This is a genomic window from Nocardioides albertanoniae, assembly GCF_006716315.1.
Classification (GTDB): Bacteria; Actinomycetota; Actinomycetes; order Propionibacteriales; family Nocardioidaceae; genus Nocardioides; species Nocardioides albertanoniae.
The window spans coordinates 4,934,080-4,952,154 of sequence record NZ_VFOV01000001.1 but is presented as its reverse complement, the minus strand read 5'-3'; the positions used below and the strand labels follow the sequence as shown (position 1 = coordinate 4,952,154).

15 protein-coding genes and 2 pseudogenes are annotated in these 18,075 nt (G+C 68.7%); 10 read left to right on the top strand and 7 right to left on the bottom strand.

Annotated features, from left to right (window positions below; all coding sequences use genetic code 11):
* Positions 1–12 precede the first annotated feature (12 nt).
* Complete coding sequence (gene hisD / locus FB381_RS23665; protein ID WP_141782508.1) at positions 13–1,335, bottom strand: histidinol dehydrogenase; 1,323 nt, start codon at positions 1,333–1,335, stop codon at positions 13–15.
* Positions 1,336–1,705: 370 nt separating this feature from the next.
* On the opposite strand from hisD, the gene FB381_RS23660 reads away from it, so the two are divergent.
* A complete protein-coding gene (locus tag FB381_RS23660) occupies positions 1,706–2,137 on the top strand; it encodes a hypothetical protein (protein ID WP_141782507.1) in 432 nt (143 codons plus the stop codon).
* 77 nt (positions 2,138–2,214) lie between these two features.
* Here FB381_RS23660 and FB381_RS23655 read toward each other — a convergent pair whose 3' ends face one another.
* Together FB381_RS23655 and FB381_RS24510 are read right to left on the bottom strand one after the other, a co-directional pair.
* Complete coding sequence (locus tag FB381_RS23655; protein WP_141782506.1) at positions 2,215–2,826, bottom strand: YceI family protein; 612 nt, start codon at positions 2,824–2,826, stop codon at positions 2,215–2,217.
* 185 nt (positions 2,827–3,011) lie between these two features.
* Positions 3,012–3,143, bottom strand: a complete 132-nt coding sequence (locus FB381_RS24510) for a hypothetical protein (protein WP_281285070.1) — start codon at positions 3,141–3,143, stop codon at positions 3,012–3,014.
* A gap of 213 nt (positions 3,144–3,356) precedes the next feature.
* Between FB381_RS24510 and FB381_RS23650 the strand changes: the two genes are divergently transcribed.
* The 3 genes from FB381_RS23650 to FB381_RS23640 are packed head-to-tail and all read left to right on the top strand — an operon-like array spanning position 3,357 to position 6,302.
* Positions 3,357–3,620 (top strand): hypothetical protein, encoded by a 264-nt coding sequence (locus FB381_RS23650; protein ID WP_141782505.1) that lies wholly within the window; start codon positions 3,357–3,359, stop codon positions 3,618–3,620.
* 22 nt (positions 3,621–3,642) lie between these two features.
* Positions 3,643–5,466, top strand: coding sequence for a glutamine--fructose-6-phosphate transaminase (isomerizing) (gene glmS / locus FB381_RS23645; protein ID WP_141782504.1), 1,824 nt, complete (start codon positions 3,643–3,645; stop codon positions 5,464–5,466).
* A gap of 23 nt (positions 5,467–5,489) precedes the next feature.
* Positions 5,490–6,302 (top strand): MOSC domain-containing protein, encoded by an 813-nt coding sequence (locus FB381_RS23640; protein WP_170225291.1) that lies wholly within the window; start codon positions 5,490–5,492, stop codon positions 6,300–6,302.
* Positions 6,303–6,308: 6 nt separating this feature from the next.
* Here FB381_RS23640 and FB381_RS24145 read toward each other — a convergent pair.
* Positions 6,309–6,827: pseudogene (locus FB381_RS24145) on the bottom strand (ATP-binding protein); the annotation flags it as partial.
* 340 nt (positions 6,828–7,167) lie between these two features.
* A pseudogene (locus FB381_RS24620) lies at positions 7,168–7,332 on the bottom strand (AAA family ATPase); the annotation flags it as partial.
* A 237-nt stretch (positions 7,333–7,569) separates the two neighbouring features.
* Between FB381_RS24620 and FB381_RS23630 the strand changes: the two are divergent.
* Both FB381_RS23630 and FB381_RS23625 read left to right on the top strand, forming a co-directional pair.
* Positions 7,570–7,731, top strand: coding sequence for a GNAT family N-acetyltransferase (locus tag FB381_RS23630; RefSeq protein WP_141782502.1), 162 nt, complete (start codon positions 7,570–7,572; stop codon positions 7,729–7,731).
* 55 nt (positions 7,732–7,786) lie between these two features.
* The gene (locus tag FB381_RS23625) at positions 7,787–9,634 is read left to right on the top strand and encodes a DEAD/DEAH box helicase (RefSeq protein WP_211352519.1); all 1,848 of its coding nucleotides are present in this window, start codon (positions 7,787–7,789) and stop codon (positions 9,632–9,634) included.
* 163 nt (positions 9,635–9,797) lie between these two features.
* Here FB381_RS23625 and FB381_RS23620 read toward each other — a convergent pair whose 3' ends face one another.
* On the bottom strand, positions 9,798–10,436 hold the full coding sequence (locus FB381_RS23620; RefSeq protein WP_141782501.1) for a permease prefix domain 1-containing protein: 639 nt from the start codon (positions 10,434–10,436) through the stop codon (positions 9,798–9,800).
* Positions 10,437–10,596: 160 nt separating this feature from the next.
* Positions 10,597–10,917: a PadR family transcriptional regulator gene (locus FB381_RS23615; protein ID WP_141782500.1), complete on the bottom strand. Its 321-nt coding sequence runs from the start codon at positions 10,915–10,917 to the stop codon at positions 10,597–10,599.
* A gap of 87 nt (positions 10,918–11,004) precedes the next feature.
* On the opposite strand from FB381_RS23615, the gene FB381_RS23610 reads away from it, so the two are divergent.
* The 4 genes from FB381_RS23610 to FB381_RS23595 all read left to right on the top strand — a co-directional run bounded on the left by FB381_RS23610 (position 11,005) and on the right by FB381_RS23595 (position 18,065).
* The gene (locus FB381_RS23610; protein WP_141782499.1) at positions 11,005–13,107 is read left to right on the top strand and encodes an MMPL family transporter; all 2,103 of its coding nucleotides are present in this window, start codon (positions 11,005–11,007) and stop codon (positions 13,105–13,107) included.
* A gap of 261 nt (positions 13,108–13,368) precedes the next feature.
* Positions 13,369–14,313, top strand: a complete 945-nt coding sequence (locus FB381_RS23605; protein WP_246088286.1) for an SGNH/GDSL hydrolase family protein — start codon at positions 13,369–13,371, stop codon at positions 14,311–14,313.
* A gap of 195 nt (positions 14,314–14,508) precedes the next feature.
* On the top strand, positions 14,509–16,308 hold the full coding sequence (locus tag FB381_RS23600; protein WP_170225290.1) for a penicillin-binding transpeptidase domain-containing protein: 1,800 nt from the start codon (positions 14,509–14,511) through the stop codon (positions 16,306–16,308).
* A 299-nt stretch (positions 16,309–16,607) separates the two neighbouring features.
* On the top strand, positions 16,608–18,065 hold the full coding sequence (locus tag FB381_RS23595; protein ID WP_141782497.1) for an NAD-dependent succinate-semialdehyde dehydrogenase: 1,458 nt from the start codon (positions 16,608–16,610) through the stop codon (positions 18,063–18,065).
* Positions 18,066–18,075 lie beyond the last annotated feature (10 nt).

Genomic DNA, 18,075 nt, shown 5'->3' with positions numbered 1-18,075 from the left:
GTATGCACGACGTCAGTCGTCGAGCAGGTCCAGCCGGAGCTGGGCGCTGTCGCGGTGCCCGTCGAGCTGCTCGAAGTTCGAGACGGTGACGACGGGACGGGCCTGGGCTTCGGTGGCCTCCTTCGTGGAGCGCTGGTAGGTGAGCGTCTTGAGGAAGCCGGCCACGGAGAGGCCACCGGTGAAACGGGCGTTGCGGCCCGTGGGGAGCACGTGGTTCGTGCCGGACATGCCCTTGTCGGCGTAGGCGACGGTCGACCACTCACCGAGGAACAACGAGCCGTAGTTCGTGAGGTTCTGCAGGTACCAGTCGAGATCGTCGGTGAGCACCTCGAGGTGCTCGGGCGCGAGCAGGTCCATGATCGCGACGGCGGTCTCGCGGTCCTCGGCGAGGTAGATCGAGCCGTAGTCGCGCCACGCGGGCTCGGCGACGCTGCGGGTCGAGAGCCCGGCCAGCTGGCGGTCGATCTCGGCCGGGAGCTCCTCGGCGAGGCGCCGGGAGGTGGTGACCAGGGAGGCCGGCGACGTGGGGCCGTGCTCGGCCTGGCCCAGCAGGTCGGCGGCGACCATCGTGGTCGTCGCGGTGTCGTCGGCGATGACGGCGACCTCGGACGGACCTGCGAGCACGTCGATGCCGACGCGGCCGTAGAGCTGGCGCTTGGCCTCGGCAACGTAGGCGTTACCTGCGCCGACGATCATGTCGGCCGGCGGGATGCCGTCGAAGAGACCGAAGGCCATGGCGGCGAGCGCCTGGACGCCACCGACCTGGAAGACGCGCTCGGCGCCCGAGGCGCGGGCGGCGTAGAGGACCGCCGGGTGCGCGGCGCCGGCGTTGCTCGGGGGCGTGCAGCTGACGATGTTCGGGACGCCGGCGACCTTGGCGACGCCCACGGTCATGAAGGCGCTGGCGAGCAGCGGGAAGCGGCCTGCCGGCAGGTAGGCGCCGACCGCGCCGACCGGGACCTGGCGCTGGCCGCAGACCAGACCGGGGAGGATCTCCTCCTCGAAGTCGACGAGCCGGTCGCGCTGCATCTGTGCGAAGCGCCGGCTCCGGTCGGCCCCGGCGTCGAGCGCCTCGCGCAGGTCGGCCGGCAGGTCGCGCGCCGCGGCGGCGAACTCGGCCTTCCCGACCTCGAGGTCGGCGCCGGTGAATCCGTCGAGCTGCTCGGCGTACTTGCGGACGGCGTCCAGGCCGCCGGACTCGATGGTGGACAGCATCTCCGAGACCGTCGCGGCGACCTTCGGGTCGCGCTGCGCGGGGGCGTCAGGGCCGGGGGGCTCCTTGATGACGTGGAAGGGCCCGGGGATGAGCTGCTTGTCTTCGGGGTTCATATGCATACGCATACACTGGCAGACGCCCCTGGTCGTCCGCAAGGGTCGCGTGTGACCTGCCTCACCGAGGTCGTGGTGCGGAGCGGGGGACGTTGTTCGTGTGCGTCGTCAGTGGACCGAAGCGCTGATCGGCGGCCTCCCTGCGACGAGTGCGGGACGCGAGGTGACCGGGCTGGCCGCTAGGGCGTGCGTGGCCCGAAGCCCTGATGGTGGAGGAGCAGAGTCCCCTCGGGGCTTCGGAGGCGTCTGGGGCGTATTCGGCGACCAACTGCAACGTCGCTGCTCAGAAGCACGTAAAAAGCAGCGAAGGGTCTGATCCAGGCCGAACTCGGGAGCGCTTGGCTGCAGGCCACGCAACTCACGTCAGGAGAAGGCATTGAGCTCGAAGATTCTCGGGGGACTTCGCAGGTCGCTGGCGGCAACCCTCATCGCGGGTGGTCTCGTCGCTGCCGGTGCGGGAGGCGCGCACGCGGCACAGGGGGATGAGCCGATCCGGCAGCCCGACCGCGGGCCGGCGGGTCCGGTGACGGTCGGGGGCGCCGCGCTCGGAAGCGACGCCGCGGTGACGGCGACGACGGACGGGACGACGGTCGTGGGCAGTGGTCGGGCCCACCTCGAGTCGCCGCTCGGTCACAACGCAGGTGGCGTGGTCCACCATGACGACACCGGCGGTCCTCTCGGTCGCGGTGCTCGCCTCGGCGACGATCACCTCGGATTCGCCGGAGGTGTCACCGGTGACACCTCGTCGGTGGACGTCGTCGGCACCGGCCGTATCGGCGTGGAGAAGCGCTACTACGTGCAGGACTGATCTGCTCGCGACATGCGTCGGGGCCACCGGGACATTCCCGGTGGCCCCGACGAAGTCTTCGGCAAGCGCCGCGAGGCTCAGGCCTCGGCGCCGACCTTGATGGCCGAGATGTCGAACTCGAGCTTGATCTTCTCGGAGACGAGCACGCCGCCGGTCTCGAGAGCGGCGTTGAAGGAGAGGCCCCAGTCGGTGCGGTTGATCGCGACGGCGCCCTCGAAGCCGACCCGGATGTTGCCGAACGGGTCCTTGGCGGAGCCGGTCTGCTCGAACGGGACGGTGACCGAGTTGGTGTTGCCCTTGATGGTCAGGTCGCCGGTGATGTTCCAGGTCTCACCGTCGAACTCGACCGCGGTCGAGGCGAAGGTGATGTTGGGGTGGGTCTCGTTCTCGAAGAAGTCGCCGGAGAGCAGGTGACCGTCGCGGTCGGCGTTGCCGGTGTCGACGGAGTCGGCCTTGATGGTGAGCGAGACCTTGGAGTTGGCCGGCTCGGCGGTGTCGATCGTCGCGGTGCCGTCGAACTCCTTGAACGCGCCACGCACCGTGGTCACCATCGCGTGGCGAGCCGAGAAGCCCAGGCGGGTGTGGGTGGGGTCAAGGGTGTAGTCGCCCGAGATGTCCTCGATGGCGGCGGTGGGTGCGTCGAACTCGGTGTCGGCCGGGGCCGCGTCCTTCTTGCTGAAAATGCCCATGGTGGGAAAGCTCCTGGAAGAATTGGTTGAATCTGCAATTATCGTAACAGGGAAGGCTCCGCCAATGTTCCCGCTCTCGTGGGCAATCTGGCGGCAACCGGAGAAATTGGTTGCAGTGACAACGCTATCCCTAAATGACGAAGGCCCGCTCCCCTGAAGGGAGCGGGCCTTTGAAGTGCTTGGTCTCAGGCGGCGTGACGCGTGGTCGCGGGCGCACTGACTTCGACCCAGCGGGCCTCCATGTGCTTACGGCCGCGGCGGTCGACGACGGGAAGCCAGCGCAGCTCGAGCTTGCCGGTCACCTTGTTTCCGTTCATCAGACACCTCCTGTTCACCTTGTGTTCACCAAAGGTACCTCACCCCCACTGGAATGTCCAAGTAATCGCAGATGTCGGTCGTTGCGCCCCACCTGCGGGTGCTCTGCAGCAGTGAATGTGGCCTTCGCTCCCCACTTGAGCGTGAACTGGCTGATCTTGCCCGATATCGGGCAGAAACTTGTGACTCTGGTTGGGGTGCTTCACAGTTGCTCCGTGAACGCCGAGCAAGCGCTGATCGACCACGTGGTCGCCACCACCGGGCTCTCGCCCACCGAGGCGGCCCGTGTGATCGAAGACGTGGTGGCCTACTTCGACGAACCGGTCGAGGCCTACGTACGTCGTCGGCACGCTCAGCTGAAGACCTATGGCGCGAAGAACGATGCGATCTTCGCGCTGCTCGCCGAGGAGTTGCGGGCGCGGGTCGTCGCTGCGCCCCGGCTCACCGAACGACAGCTGCGACGGCTCATCTACGGATAGCCACGGAGAGAAGGACAGAGCAATGTGCGGAATCGTCGGATACGTCGGCCCCCAGCAGGCGGTCGGCCTGCTCACCGAGGGCCTGGCGCGGCTGGAGCACCGCGGCTATGACTCGTCGGGCGTCGCGGTGCTGGGCAGCAGGCTGCAGGTGGTGAAGAAGGCCGGCCGCGTACGCGATCTGGTCGATGCCCTGCCGAAGCGGTTCGCCGGCAAGGTCGGCATCGGCCACACCCGGTGGGCGACCCACGGCCCGGCCAGCGACGCCAACGCCCACCCGCACGTCTCCGCCGACGGTCGCGTGGCCGTCGTGCACAACGGCATCGTCGACAATGCCGCATCGTTGCGCGAGCGGCTCACCGAGGCGGGTGTCGAGCTCGCCAGCGACACCGACACCGAGGTCTTCGCCCACCTCGTCGCGGCCTCGACGGCCGACACCCTCGAGGCCAAGGTCGTCGACGTGCTGGCCCAGATCGAGGGCACCTGGGGTCTCGCGGTCGTGCACGCCGACTTCCCCGACCGCATGGTCGTGGCCCGCAACGGCTCACCGCTGATCGTCGGCGTGGGTGACGGCGAGATGTACGTCGCCTCCGACCTGGCCGCGGTCGTACGCCACACGACCACCGTCGCCCACCTCGACGACGGCGAGCTGGCCACCGTCACCGCCACCGGCTTCACGACGTTCCGCCAGGACCTGACCACGACCACGACGACGGCCCGCGAGGTCGACGTCGACCCGTCGGCCTTCGAATACGGCGAGCTCGCCGACGAGCCGCGGATGTTCACCGAGATCCTGGAGCAGCCGTCGTCTGTCGAGCGGGCGCTGCGCGGGCGGCTCGACGAGCGGTTCGGCACGGCGCATCTCGGCGGTCTCAACCTGGATCCGCGCGAGCTGCGGGCGATCCGCCGGGTGAAGATCCTCGGCTGCGGGTCGGCCTACTACGTCGGCCAGATGGGTGCCGGCCTGATCGAGGAGCTCGCCCGCGTCCCCGCCGACGCCGAGGCCGCCTCCGAGTTCCGCTACCGCAACCCGATCATCGAGCCCGACACCCTCTACGTCGTCGTCTCCCAGTCCGGCGAGACCATCGACACGCTGCTCGCCGTGCAGGAGATCAAGCGCAAGGGTGGCCGGGTGCTCGGCGTCGTCAACGTCGTCGGCTCGGCGATCGCGCGGGCGGTCGACGGCGGCATCTACCTCCACGCCGGCCCGGAGATCGCGGTGGCCTCGACCAAGGCGCTCACCAACATGTACGTCGCGTTCTCGCTGCTCGCGCTCCAGCTCGGCCGCGTACGCGACCTCTCGATCGCCGACGGCAAGCGGCTCATCGCGGGCCTGCAGGCGCTGCCGGCCCAGATCGAGGAGGTGCTCAAGAGCGAGTCGCATCTCGAGGAGATCGCAGCGCGCCTGGCCGAGGCGGAGTCGATGTTCTTCATCGGGCGCGTACGCGGCTACCCGGTCGCCCGCGAGGGCGCCCAGAAGCTGAAGGAGATCTCCTACCGGCACGCCGAGGCCTACCAGACCTCCGAGCTCAAGCACGGTCCGCTCGCGCTGATCTCGGCGGAGGTGCCGACGGTAGCGATCGTGCCGCAGGACGAGCTCACCGACCGCAACGTCGCAGCGCTGCACGAGATCGACGCCCGCCGCGGGCCTCTGGTCGTGGTCACCCACCCCGACGTCGACCTCGGCGAGCTCGACGCGCTGCGCGTCGACGTACCGAAGAACGAGGTCGAGCTCGACCCCATCCTGATGACGATCCCGCTCCAGCTGATCGCCTTCCATGCGGCCAAGGCGCTCGGTCACGACGTCGACAAGCCCCGCAACCTCGCAAAATCGGTCACGGTCGAGTAGCCGGGTCCGATTCAATGGGCCGCATGCACCTGGCAGGGATCAACGTCCATCCGGTGAAGTCGACGGCGATCAGGCCGGTCGAGGCGGCGTACGTCGGCCGCACCGGGATCGTGGGCGACCGCGAGTGGATGGTGGTCGACGGCAGGGACAAGCTGGTCACGGCTCGAGAGCTGCGGTCGCTGTTCGAGATCGTGGCGGAGACCCCGGCGACCGGTGGCCCGACGGGCGTGGACCTGACGCTGAGCGGCCCGGGGGCGGACCCGCTGGAGGTGACGGCGCCCGACGAGGACGCGCCGACCGTCGGCGTACGTTTCTTCCGGAAGCAGCTCACGGCGCGGGCTGTCGGCGAGACGGCCGACAGCTGGCTGCGGAAGGTGCTCGGCCGCGACGACCTGCGACTGATGTGGTGTGCCGAGCCGACGAGGCGGGCGATGAACCCGGACAAGTTCCGGCCCGGGGAGCACGCCGCCTTCCACGACTCCTCGCCGGTGTCGCTCATCTCGGATGCGTCGGTCGGCCAGGTCGATGCCTGGGCCGACGACGACGTCCCGGCCGGACGGTTTCGCGCCAATCTGCTCGTCGAGGGCGTCCCCGAGCCGTTCGCCGAGGACGGCTGGCAGGAGGTTGCGATCGGCGGCGCCAGGTTCCGTGTCGCCGAGCGGATCGACCGCTGCGTGATGACCACCATCGACGCCGAGACCCTGGAGTCGGGCAAGGACCCGCTGCGTACGCTCGCCCGGCACCGCCGCTGGGACGGCAAGGTGTGGGCAGCGGTGCACCTCGCCGTCGTCCACCCCGGAGAGATCGCCGTCGGCGACGAGGTCATCGCCTCCTGACGCCGTTCAGAGCAATCGCCGACCTTCCCAGAGTGCGGATAGTGGCACCGCGGTGAGTCGGTCGCCGAAGGGCCGGATCTCCGAACCCAGATAGAGCACGTAGCCCGCACGAAACTTCTCGCCGTACTTGTCACGCATCCAGGCCAGATGCTTGAACGAGTCGACCTTCGCCGTAGCGCTGGCCTTGACCTCTATGCCGACGATGCTCCCGTCTCGCTTGGTGAGGACGAAGTCGACCTCGCGGCCCTCACGATCTCGAAAGTAGTTGAGGCTCGCACGAGCGCTGCTGGTGGTGAGCTGGCGGGTGAGCTCGGTGAAGACGAGAGTCTCGACGAGCTGGCCCGCCTGGGGATGTCCGGGCTCGGCGACGCTCTCATCGACACCGAGAAGAGAAGCGGCTAGCCCGGTGTCGGTCACGTACGCTTTCGGGGTCTTGATCAGCCGAGAGCTGAGGTTGGTCGACCACACCGGAAGGCTCGCGGTGAGGAACACGATCTCGAGATAGCCGAGGTAGTCCCCGCGCGGTGTTCTGTGCGAGGTGCATGCTCTTTGCCAGGTCGGTCAGGACCAGCTGACTGCCGGAACGTGCCGCGACCAGGCTCAGAAGCTGCGGAACCGCGCTCGCGTTGCGGATGTCGGCGAAACTTGCCACATCCCGCAGCGTCACTGTTGAGACGTACGAGTCGAACCATGCGTCGCGGACAGACTCGGGCACACGGATCGCCTCCGGATATCCGCCCGATCGGATCAAGTCGAAGTACTGGTCTCGGTCCCAGGGTGAGAGCAGGTCGCGGGAGGTGAATCCCGACGGGTCGAACAGCGCGGCGGGCGTGTCAACGACGGAGCCGGTGCGTTCAGCAGCGCTCAACGGCCAGAGGTCGAGAAACACGGCTCGGCCTGCCAACGACTCTGAGAGCGTCGGAACGGTCAGGAATCTGGATGATCCGGAAAGAACGAACTGACCCGGTGAGTTGTCGCCATCAGCGCACTCGTTGATCGCAAGGAGTAGGTCGTCGCCGCCTCGTTGCACCTCGTCGATGATCCGAGGCCGCGCCCCGAACGACACGTAGCCAGCGGGAGGATGTCGTTCACGCCGTCAGTGTATCCGCAGATTTCTCATCTACTGATGGATCCGCGGTGGGTCTATTGATTGATTCGCGGACCATCTGGTAATCGATTTGCTGGCGATTGCTCCGCGCAGGACGATCGGTGCCTGGCGTCGACGGGTGGGCGCGTGCTGGCAGAGGTGGATGCGTACGCATGCTCGGTGGGCGTCACCACGCTCGAACTCTGGGTGCTTCAGGACAACGCCCGGGCGATCGCGTTCTATGAGCGGTCGGGGTGGCGTACGTCTGCTGATCTGAAGTCGCAGGTCGATTCCCGCCGCATCGAGCGGCGGCTTGAACGGATCTTGACTGTCGGCACGTGATCGGGGCCACCGCGGCGAGGAATGCAGAGAACGTGCTATATGGGCCTACCGTTGGATGGTGAGCACCGACGCTGATTCTGCCGTATCCACCCCTCCCGCGCCCGAGGCGGCCGGCGGCGAGTCCGGCGTGGAGGCGCAGCAGGGTCCGACCTTCGACTCACTCGGTCTCTCCGCCGGTGTGCTCGACGCCGTCAAGGCGCTCGGCTACGAGACGCCGTCGGCGATCCAGGCCGCGACGATCCCCTCGCTGCTCGAGGGTCACGACGTCGTCGGCCTCGCGCAGACCGGCACCGGCAAGACCGCCGCGTTCGCGCTGCCGGTGCTCTCCAACCTCGACGTCTACCAGAACGCTCCGCAGGCGCTGGTGCTCGCGCCGACGCGTGAGCTGGCGCTGCAGGTGTGCGAGGCGTTCGAGCGCTACGCGACCAACCTCGACGGCGTACGCATCCTGCCGGTCTACGGCGGCCAGGGCTACGGCCCGCAGCTGACCGCGCTGCGCCGCGGCGTGCACGTCGTCGTCGGCACCCCCGGCCGGATCATGGACCACCTCGAGAAGGGCACGCTGGATCTCTCCCAGCTGCGCTTCCTGGTGCTCGACGAGGCCGACGAGATGCTCAACATGGGGTTCGCGGAGGACGTCGAGACGATCCTCGCCGACACTCCTGAGGACAAGCAGGTCGCGCTCTTCTCGGCGACCATGCCCTCCCAGATCCGCCGGCTCTCGAAGAAGTACCTGCGCGACGCCAAGGAGATCTCGGTCAAGGCGAAGACCCAGACCGCCTCCAACATCACCCAGCGCTACCTGATGGTGTCCTACCCCCAGAAGGTCGACGCGCTCACCCGCATCCTCGAGGTCGAGAACTTCGAGGGCATGATCGTCTTCACCCGCACCAAGTCGGAGACCGAGTCGCTCGCCGAGAAGCTGCGTGCGCGGGGCTTCGCGGCCACCGCGATCAACGGTGACATCGCTCAGGCCCAGCGCGAGAAGACCGTCAACCAGCTCAAGGACGGGTCGCTCGACATCCTGGTCGCCACCGACGTCGCGGCTCGCGGTCTCGACGTCGAGCGGATCTCCCACGTCGTCAACTACGACCTGCCGACCGACGTCGAGGCCTACGTGCACCGCATCGGTCGTACGGGTCGCGCCGGCCGCACCGGCGACGCGATCTCGTTCGTCACCCCGCGCGAGCGCTGGCTGCTGCGCGCGATCGAGAAGCACACCAAGGCATCGCCGAAGCAGATGAACCTGCCGTCGGTCGACGAGGTCAACGCGACCCGCCTCTCGCGCTTCGACGACGGCATCACCGCCGCTCTCCAGGAGGGCGAGAAGATCGAGTTCTTCCGCGACGTGGTGCGCCACTACGTCGAGGAGCACGACATCCCCGAGGTCGACGTCGCTGCCGCTCTGGCCGCGGTGCTCCACGGCGAGGAGCCGCTGCTCCTCGAGCCCGAGCCCGAGAAGCCCGCCTACGACGACCGTCGTGGACGTCGCGACCGCGACGACCGTGGCTCGGGGGCGCGCCGGGAGACCGGTACGTCGCGCCACACCGGGCAGCCGCTCGCGACGTACAAGATCCAGGTGGGCAAGCGTCACCGCGTGGAGCCGCGCCAGATCGTCGGCGCCATCGCCAACGAGGGCGGCCTGCGTCGCGCCGACTTCGGCAACATCTCCATCCGCAACGACTTCTCGCTCGTCGAGCTCCCCGCCGACCTCGCCCCCGAGACCTGGAAGGCCCTGGAGTCGACCCGCATCTCCGGCAAGCTCATCGAGCTCTCCGAGGACTCCGGCGGTCCCGTACGCCGCTCCGGCGGTCGCTTCGACAAGAGCGGCCCCCGCCACGGTGGTCGCGGCGACTCCAACGACCGGCCCCGCAAGCCGCGCCAGAAGCGCAAGTTCGACTGACCTGATCCTCCTGCGCTCTGCCGAGAGGTCACCCCTGCAGGCTGAGAAGTCACTCCCGCAGGCCGAGGCGTCACTCCTACAGGGTGAGAAGTCACTGGTGTGACTTCTCGACCTGCAGAGTTGACCTTTCGGCCTGCGGGAGTGACGCCTCGGCGGGTGGGTCTCAGCAGGCGGCGAGGGTGCGCTGGGCCGAGACGGCGACCAGGGCGAACGGGATGGCCATGAAGGCGATCGCGCTCATCGCGAGCATGACGGTGAGTCCGCCGGTGAGGGTGAGCATCGTGAAGCCGATCACCGGGATCGCGAGGGCCGTGGCCAGCGACCAGGCCGCGGTCAGGCGAGCGGTGCGAGCGCCGATCGGGAGCCAGCGCTGACCGATCGCGGTCGCCACGAGCGCGATGACCGCGCCGATGGTGCCCGCGGTGCCGACGTAACCGATGAGGGTGTCGAGCACGTGGAAGAGGCCTCCGTCGGGTGCCGCCGCGCCGGCGCTGGCGCCGAGGTCGATCCGTCCGTCCCAGAGGACCGTCTGGGGGATCATGACGAGCACGAGCAGGATCGCCGTACGCCGCGCAGCACCGATCGCGACGGTGTCCCGGAAGCCGGGGGCGACCTCGTCGACCGAGCCGAAGTCGCGCAGTGCGAGGGTCTCGGCCTCCATGGTCGAGTAGCCGGCGGTGGCGTACGCCTCGGTCGCGTCTTCGAGGTGGCCGCCGGCCTCGCGCAGCAGATCGCGTCGGGTCCAGCTGGGGCCGGGGATGGCGGCACGCAGGTCCGCTAGGTAGACGTCGACTGCGCTCATGGGCTGATCGTCGGTCGCAGGTGACCTCGGGCGCATCAGGGACGACCCTGAAACGACGCCGGAGCAGCCCTGGTGCCTGGTACCCACTCGACCTGCAGGAGTGACTCCTCGGCCTGCAGGGGTGACTTCTCGGCGGAGGTGGACAGCGGAGGGAGGGGGATCAGGCAGGGCCGAGCACGTCGGAGACGACGGTGGCGAAGGTCTTCCACTCCTGGCGGTGGGCGGCGAGGGCCTTGTGGCCGGCGCGGGAGAGCTCGTAGGTGCGGCGCTTGCGGCCGCCGACCTCTGACCAGGAGCTGTCGAGATAGCCGGCCTTCTCGAGGCGGCGCAGGGCGGGGTAGATGGTGCCGGTGGGGAGGTCGAGCTCGCCACCGCTGCGAGCGGCCAGCGCCTCGATGATCGCGTAGCCGTGAAGGGGCTGCTTCTCGACGACGGCCAGGATCAGCGAGTCGAGGTGGCCACGGAGGGCGTCGGCTTTCATGTAGACAGCCTACACAGCCCGACGTACATTGTCTCCGTACATGTTGTCTGTCTACACGTAGCCAGGCATAAGCGACAAGGAGACATGATGACCATCCAGACCACCCCGAGACCCAGCCCGCTGCGGCGGCTGGCGTCCTTCTCGCAACGCCATCACTGGACCGCCCTGCTGTTGTGGGTGGTCGTCCTGGTGGGTGTGACGGCGGCCGCGCAAGGCATCGGCGACGACTACCGCAACTCCTTCGACATCCCGGGCACCCAGTCGCAGGAGATGGCCGAGCTGCAGGCGAAGCACGGCGGATCGAACGGTGACGAGGTGCGCGCGGTCATCCATGACGAGCGCGGTTGGAACACCGACCGGCAAGCCGTCGACGACCTGGTCGCCGACCTCGCCGCGCTCCCGCACGTCGAGACCGTCGAGCCCGCCGACCCGCAGCGAGGCTCGGTGAGCGAGGACGGCACGACCGCACTGGTCACCGTCGTGATGGATGCCGAGCCGGGCGAGCTGCCGATCAGCACCTACGAGCCGTTCCTCGAGCTGGCCGACGACACCTCGGCCGGCGACCTCCAGGTCGAGATGGCGGGCGACTCGATGCGCGAAGTCAACGAGGGCGAGGGCGGCAGCTCGGAAGGGATCGGGATGCTGGCGGCCCTCGTGGTCATGCTGTTCATGTTCGGCTCGTTCCTGGCCGCGAGCCTGCCGCTGATCACTGCGATCTTCGCGGTCGGCACGACCTTCGGCGTGGTCACGCTGCTCTCCCACGTGACCACGATCCCCGACTACACCGCGCCGATGCTGATGATCGTCGGGCTCGGCGTGGGCATCGACTACGCGCTGCTGGTCTTCTCCCGCTACCGCAGCGAGCTGCTCCACGGCGCCACCCGTGAGGACGCCGCCGCGACCGCCATCGACACCGCCGGCCGCTCCGTGCTCTTCGCCGGCGTCAGCGTGATCCTGGCGCTCTGTGGCCTCTACGTGCTGCAGCTGACCTCGATCCAGGGCGTCGTGCTCGGCGTCGCGCTCACCGTTGCGATGACGATGATCGCCGCGGTCACCCTGCTCCCGTCACTGCTCACGCTCTTCGGCAAGCGCCTGGAGAAGTCCGTACGCCGCCACGCGGCCCGGTCCCGTCGCGAGCCCGGCCGCGGCTGGCGGGCGTGGGCGCGTGGGGTGCAGCGGCACCCGTGGGTGGCGCTGCTCGTCTCCCTGGTCGCCCTCGGAGCCCTCGCGACTCCCGTGCTCGGCCTCCAGCTCGGCTTCGCCGACGCCGGCAACGATGACGCCTCCTCGACGACGCGCAAGGCATACGACCTGGTCAGCGACAAGTTCGGGCCCGGCGCCAACGGCCCGCTCGTGGTCGTGACCGAGGGCTCGCAGGCGCAGGCCGCCGCGGCGTACGAGAAGACCCAGGCGTACGCCGGTGTGGCCGCCGTGACGCCGCCGCAGCCGTCGGACGACGGCGCGGTGTTCACCTCGATCGCCTTCCCGGAGACGGGCCCGCAGGACGAGGCGACCACCGAGCTGGTCAAGGATCTGCGCGAAGACCTCGGCGACGACGTGCTCGTCGGCGGCTCCACCGCGGCGCTGATCGACTACTCCGACGCGGTCGGCAAGAAGCTGCCGCTCTTCATCGGTCTCGTGGTCGGTCTCTCCGCGCTGCTGCTGATGTGCGTCTTCCGCTCGGTCGCGGTGGCGATCAAGGCGGCCGTGCTCAACCTGATCTCGATCGGCGCCTCGATGGGCGCGATGACGTACGTCTTCCAGGAGGGGCTGCTCGGTGTCGAGCCGGGGCCGATCGAGGCCTTCCTGCCGGTGATGACGTTCGCGATCGTCTTCGGGCTCTCGATGGACTACGAGGTCTTCCTGATCTCGCGGATGCGCGAGGAGTGGCTGCGCAGCGGCGACGCGCAGGAGGCCGTGCGCGAGGGCCTGGCGAACACCGGCGGTGTCATCACCGCGGCCGGCGCGATCATGGTGGTGGTCTTCGGCGCCTTCTGGTTCAGCCCCGACCGGATGCTGCAGGAGATGGGCTTCGTGATGGCGGTGGCGGTGCTGCTCGACGCCCTCGTCGTACGTTGCCTGGTGGTCCCGGCGGTGATGCGGCTCCTCGGCGCGGGTGCCTGGTGGCTTCCCGGCTGGCTCGATCGAGCCCTGCCTCGGCTGCAGAACATCGAAGGCAACCCGAGGTAAACGGATTCCAGGAGTCAGGTAAAACGTGCAACGAAGGCCTGCGGGCAGGCGGAAGAAGGCGTAGAACCGAATAGTGAACGGGCCACCGACCGGTGGCCCCGGACCTCGGGAGTTGCCATGATCGGTTCGACCTTCCGCCTGTCCAAAGTCCGCCTCGCGGTCTCCCTCACAACCCTCTCCCTCCTCGGCGCCGGCCTGGCCGCCGCCTCCGGATCGCCAGCTTCAGCAGCGGTGCCCATTGCTTCGAGCTCCGCTTCAGCAGTGCACATCGCTTCGAGCTCCGCTTCAGCAGCAGCTGGCGAGCCCTACGTAGCACTTGGCGACTCCTACGCCTCAGGAGTCGGCACCCGGAGCTACATCGACGACGGCACCACCTGCAAGCGTTCGCCGTTGGCCTACGCGAGCCTGATCTCCGCGGCGAAGGGCTACTCGCTGAACTTCCGCGCCTGCTCGGGCGCGCGAGTCCCCGATGTCACCAACAACCAGATCAGCGCCCTGTCGACCTCGACCAAGTTCGTCACGATCTCGATCGGCGGCAACGACGCCGGCTTCGTCGACGTGGTCACCGAGTGCGCTCTGCCGGCCTGGGCGAGCGACTGCCCCGGCGCGGTCGCCGGCGCTCAGAACTACATCCGCAACACGCTGCCCGGCAGCCTCGGCAACCTCTACTCCCAGATCAGCTCGCGCGCACCCGGCGCGAAGGTGGTGGTCGTGGGCTATCCGAAGCTCTTCATGGGCGAGGACTGCAACGCGGGCACCTACTTCAGCCCGGAGGACGAAGCCCTCCTCAACGACACCGCGGTGCTGCTCAACGACACCACGGCCTCCCGCGCGAGCGCTGCCGGCTTCACGTACGTCAACCCGATCAGCCGGTTCACCGGTCACGCGGTCTGTGACGACGTGGAGTGGGTCAACGGGCTCTCCAGCCCGATCGAGGAGTCGTATCACGCCAACGCGGCCGGTCACCGCGACGGCTTCACACCGCTGGTGAGCCCTCCGCTCACCGGCGCCGCCACCGCCACGAGCCCGGCGGTGATCGCCGACGCAGAGGCGGCCGGTCCGGCACAGGCGGCCAAGCAGAGGACGTACGCCGCCCGTGACCGTCACATCGAGCCGGAGGTGTTCCAGCCCCCGAGCCGTGAGCTCCTGGAGAAGCTCGCCGACGAGCGCGGCGTCGACCTGGACGCCTGGCTGGCGACCCACTGACCCGGGTGGTGAAGCTGGGCGCGGCCGGACCGGTCGTGCCCAGCTTCACAACTCCCGCGTTGAGGAGGTGTAACCCACTGTTGGGGTCGCGGCTGATAGAACCGTTCCATGCGAGTCTTCCGGGGCATCACGGCCCTTGCCGTTGCTTTACCGCTGCTTGCTGCCTGCGGTGGGGCCAAGGACCCCGGACCGAGCATGTCGTCCCTGACCTCGGCTCTGGAGACCGGCACGTTCACGAGCGTCGACTTCGTCGCGAAGACCGACCCGGCCGCCGTGGCCGACGAATACGGTGACCTCACCGGCAACCTGTTCGGCAAGCTGGGCGCCCCGCACGTGTCGGCGACCAAGCCGACCTTCACCGGCAACGGTGCCGACCGAGCCAAGTCGACGCTGACCTGGGCTTGGGGTCTGCCGGGAGGCAAGTGGACCTACCAGTCGGAGGTCGAGCTCGCCAAGAAGGGCGACACGTGGGAGTTCGTCTGGGAGCCGACGGTCGTCTCGCCCGTGCTCACCGAGGGCCGAAGCCTCCACGTCGAGACCGTGCAGCAGCAGCGCGGCGAGATCATGAGCACGTCGGGCGCGACCCTCATCGCCGACCGCCCGGTCGTCACGGTCGGCATCGACAAGACGCTGATCGACCCCGTCGCGGCGCCGGCCGCCGCCCGTGACATCGCCAAGATCGTCGACATCAACCCGAAGCGCTACGCCAAGCGGGTCAGAGCGGCCGGCGCCAAGGCCTTCGTCGAGGCCCTCTCGATCCGCAAGCCGATGATGACGAAGGCGAAGCGAGACCGGATCGCCAAGATCAAGGGCGCCGCCATGCTCAACCGCACCCTCCCGCTCGGTCCGACCAAGCAGTTCGCCTCCCCGGTCGTCGGCATCGTCGGCGAGGTGACCGCGGAGATGATGAAGAAGAAGCCCGGCACCTACCTTCCGGGCGATCATGCCGGCCTCTCCGGGCTGCAGGCCCGCTACGACGACCGGCTGAGCGGCAAACCCGGCCTGCAGGTCACGGTGGTCGACGACAAGGGCGAGGTGCTCAAGAACCTCTACAACACCGACCCCGTCGACGGTCAGTCGCTGACCATCACGCTCGACGAGGGGCTGCAGAAGAGTGCGGAGAAGGTGCTCAAGCGCGTCAAGCCCGAGAGCGCCCTGGTCGCCATCCGGCCCAGCGACGGAGCCGTGCTGGCCGCCGCCAACGGCAAGGACAACAAGATGAACCTGGCCACCTACGGCCAGGCCGCCCCGGGATCGACCTTCAAGGCTGCCACCACCCTGGCGCTCCTGCGCAAGGGGTTCAACGCCGACAGCCAGGTCAAGTGCCCGGCCAAGACCACCGTCGACGGCAAGACCTTCACCAACGACTCCTGGTTCCCGAAGTCCGCGATCGGCGAGATCACCCTCGCCCATGCCGTCGCCGAGTCGTGCAACACCGCGATGGTCGGTGCCGCCGAGGAGATCAGCCACGCCGAGATCGCCTCGGCCGCCGCTTCCCTCGGCTTCGGCATCGACCGGGAAGCCGGCTTCACCTCCTACTTCGGGCAGATCCCCGAGCCCGGCAGCGACACCGAGCACGCCGCCGACCTGATCGGACAGGGCAAGGTGCTCGCCTCGCCGCTCGTGATGGCCTCCGTGATCGGGTCGATCCAGGCCGGCCACACGGTGGTGCCCAACCTCGTCGAGGGCCAGGTCGCGAAGCCGTCCGGCGTGGAGCCGCTCGCGGAGGACGAGGCCGAGCAGCTGCGTACGATCTTCCGCGGTGTGGTCACCGACGGCACCGGTCGCGGCCTGCTCGACGTGCCCGGCAAGCCGGTCATCGCCAAGACCGGCACGGCGGAGTTCGACCGCAACGGCAAGCGCCTGACCCACACCTGGATGATCGCCGCGCAGGGTGATCTCGCGGTCGCCGTCTACGTCGACGAGGGCGAGAACGGCGCGGCCACCTCGGGGCCGTTGCTCGAGGCCTTCCTGCGGATGGCCAACGAGCGCTGAGCGGACAACCCCGCAAATGGGATGTGGCCCGGCCAGAGGCCGGGCCACTCTCGAGTTCCCAGTGCTTCTCCACCGACGGGGGGAACGGTAGAGGAGCTGTAGGGACGAGCCTGGCGGCCTTGCGGCCGCGAGGCCCGGTCGAGGCTTGGAAGTGCTCCCTCCCTACGTCGACACGGATAGACAATCAGACTTGTTCCGGCGAGTCACGCGTACGGCTCTTTGCAGTCGAACTGGTGATCAATCGTTGACAAGATGTTGATCAACGAGCCGCGTATCGCTCGCGTGGTTTGATCGGTGTCATGAGTGGACTCGATCTTCTGGCACCGGAGCACCACGGGCTCTTCATCGGCGGCAGCTGGCGCGAGGCGGAGGGTGGCGCGAGCTTCGCCGTCCTCGACCCGGCGGACGGCTCCGAGCTCACCAGCGTCGCCGACGGCACGGTCGGCGACGCGATCGCGGCGCTCGACGCTGCCGTCGCGGCGCAGGCCTCCTGGGCCAGGACGCCACCGCGCACCCGGGCGGAGATCCTCCGCACGGCGTTCGAGCTGATCAATGAACGGGCCGACGACCTGGCCCACCTGATGAGCCTGGAGATGGGCAAGCCCGTGGCCGAGGCCAAGGGCGAGGTGAGCTACGGCAACGAGTTCTTCCGCTGGTTCTCCGAGGAGGCGCCGCGCATCCACGGCCGCTGGATGGAGAACCCGGTCGGCGGCTCGCGGCTGCTGACGGTGCGCAAGCCTGTCGGCCCCTGCTTCTTCGTCACCCCGTGGAACTTCCCGCTGGCCATGGGCACCCGCAAGATCGGACCGGCCATCGCCGCCGGCTGCACGATGGTGGTCAAGCCGGCCGAGCAGACACCGCTGACGATGCTGGCGCTGGCCGCCATCCTGGCCGAGGCCGGGCTGCCCGACGGCGTGCTCAACGTCGTCACCACCACCGCCGCACCCCAGGTCTCCCGGGCGGTCCAGGCCGACCCGCGGCTGCGCAAGATCTCCTTCACCGGGTCGACGCCGGTGGGCCGTACGCTCGTGAAGCAGGCGGCCGACAACCTGCAGCGGATGTCGATGGAGCTCGGCGGCAACGCGCCGTTCATCGTCTTCGACGACGCTGATGTCGACGCCGCGGTCGAGGGCGCGATGGTCGCGAAGATGCGCAACATGGGCGAGGCCTGCACCTCCGCCAACCGCTTCCTCGTCCACACCGACGTCGCCGAGGAGTTCGCCACGAAGCTGGCCTCGCGGATGGGGGCGCTGGTCGTGGGCCGCGGCCAGGACGACGGTACGCAGGTGGGGCCGCTCATCGACGAGAAGGCCGTCGACTCGGTGACCTCGCTGGTCTCCGCCGCCGTCGAGGGCGGCGCGAAGGTGCTCACCGGCGGCTCGGCGCCGTCGGGGCCCGGATACTTCTTCACGCCCACCGTGCTCTCCGACGTGCCCGCCGACGCGGAGATCAACGCCCAGGAGATCTTCGGCCCGGTCGCGCCGATCACGACGTTCACCACCGAGGACGAGGCGGTCTCGAAGGCCAACGCGACCGAGTACGGCCTGGCCTCCTACGTCTACACCCGCGACCTCTCCCGCACCATCCGGATGGCCGAGTCGCTCGACTACGGCATGGTCGGCGTCAACACCGGGCTCCTGTCGAACCCGGCCGCGCCGTTCGGCGGGATGAAGTCGTCCGGTTTCGGCCGCGAAGGCGGCTTCGAGGGCATCGATGAGTATCTGGAGACGACGTACGTCGGGATCGCCGCCGACTGACCGGTTCCTC

Bases quoted from the DNA above. Each gene is read 5' to 3' on its own strand.
- FB381_RS23655 (WP_141782506.1), bottom strand. From the start codon at position 2,826: ATGGGCATTTTCAGCAAGAAGGACGCGGCCCCGGCCGACACCGAGTTC.
- FB381_RS24510 (WP_281285070.1), bottom strand. From the start codon at position 3,143: ATGAACGGAAACAAGGTGACCGGCAAGCTCGAGCTGCGCTGGCTTCCC.
- hisD (WP_141782508.1), bottom strand. From the start codon at position 1,335: ATGCATATGAACCCCGAAGACAAGCAGCTCATCCCCGGGCCCTTCCAC.
- FB381_RS23600 (WP_170225290.1), top strand. From the start codon at position 14,509: ATGTCGTCCCTGACCTCGGCTCTGGAGACCGGCACGTTCACGAGCGTC.
- FB381_RS23615 (WP_141782500.1), bottom strand. From the start codon at position 10,917: ATGAAAGCCGACGCCCTCCGTGGCCACCTCGACTCGCTGATCCTGGCC.
- FB381_RS23625 (WP_211352519.1), top strand. From the start codon at position 7,787: ATGGTGAGCACCGACGCTGATTCTGCCGTATCCACCCCTCCCGCGCCC.
- FB381_RS23640 (WP_170225291.1), top strand. From the start codon at position 5,490: ATGCACCTGGCAGGGATCAACGTCCATCCGGTGAAGTCGACGGCGATC.
- FB381_RS23595 (WP_141782497.1), top strand. From the start codon at position 16,608: ATGAGTGGACTCGATCTTCTGGCACCGGAGCACCACGGGCTCTTCATC.
- glmS (WP_141782504.1), top strand. From the start codon at position 3,643: ATGTGCGGAATCGTCGGATACGTCGGCCCCCAGCAGGCGGTCGGCCTG.
- FB381_RS23620 (WP_141782501.1), bottom strand. From the start codon at position 10,436: ATGAGCGCAGTCGACGTCTACCTAGCGGACCTGCGTGCCGCCATCCCC.
- FB381_RS23610 (WP_141782499.1), top strand. From the start codon at position 11,005: ATGACCATCCAGACCACCCCGAGACCCAGCCCGCTGCGGCGGCTGGCG.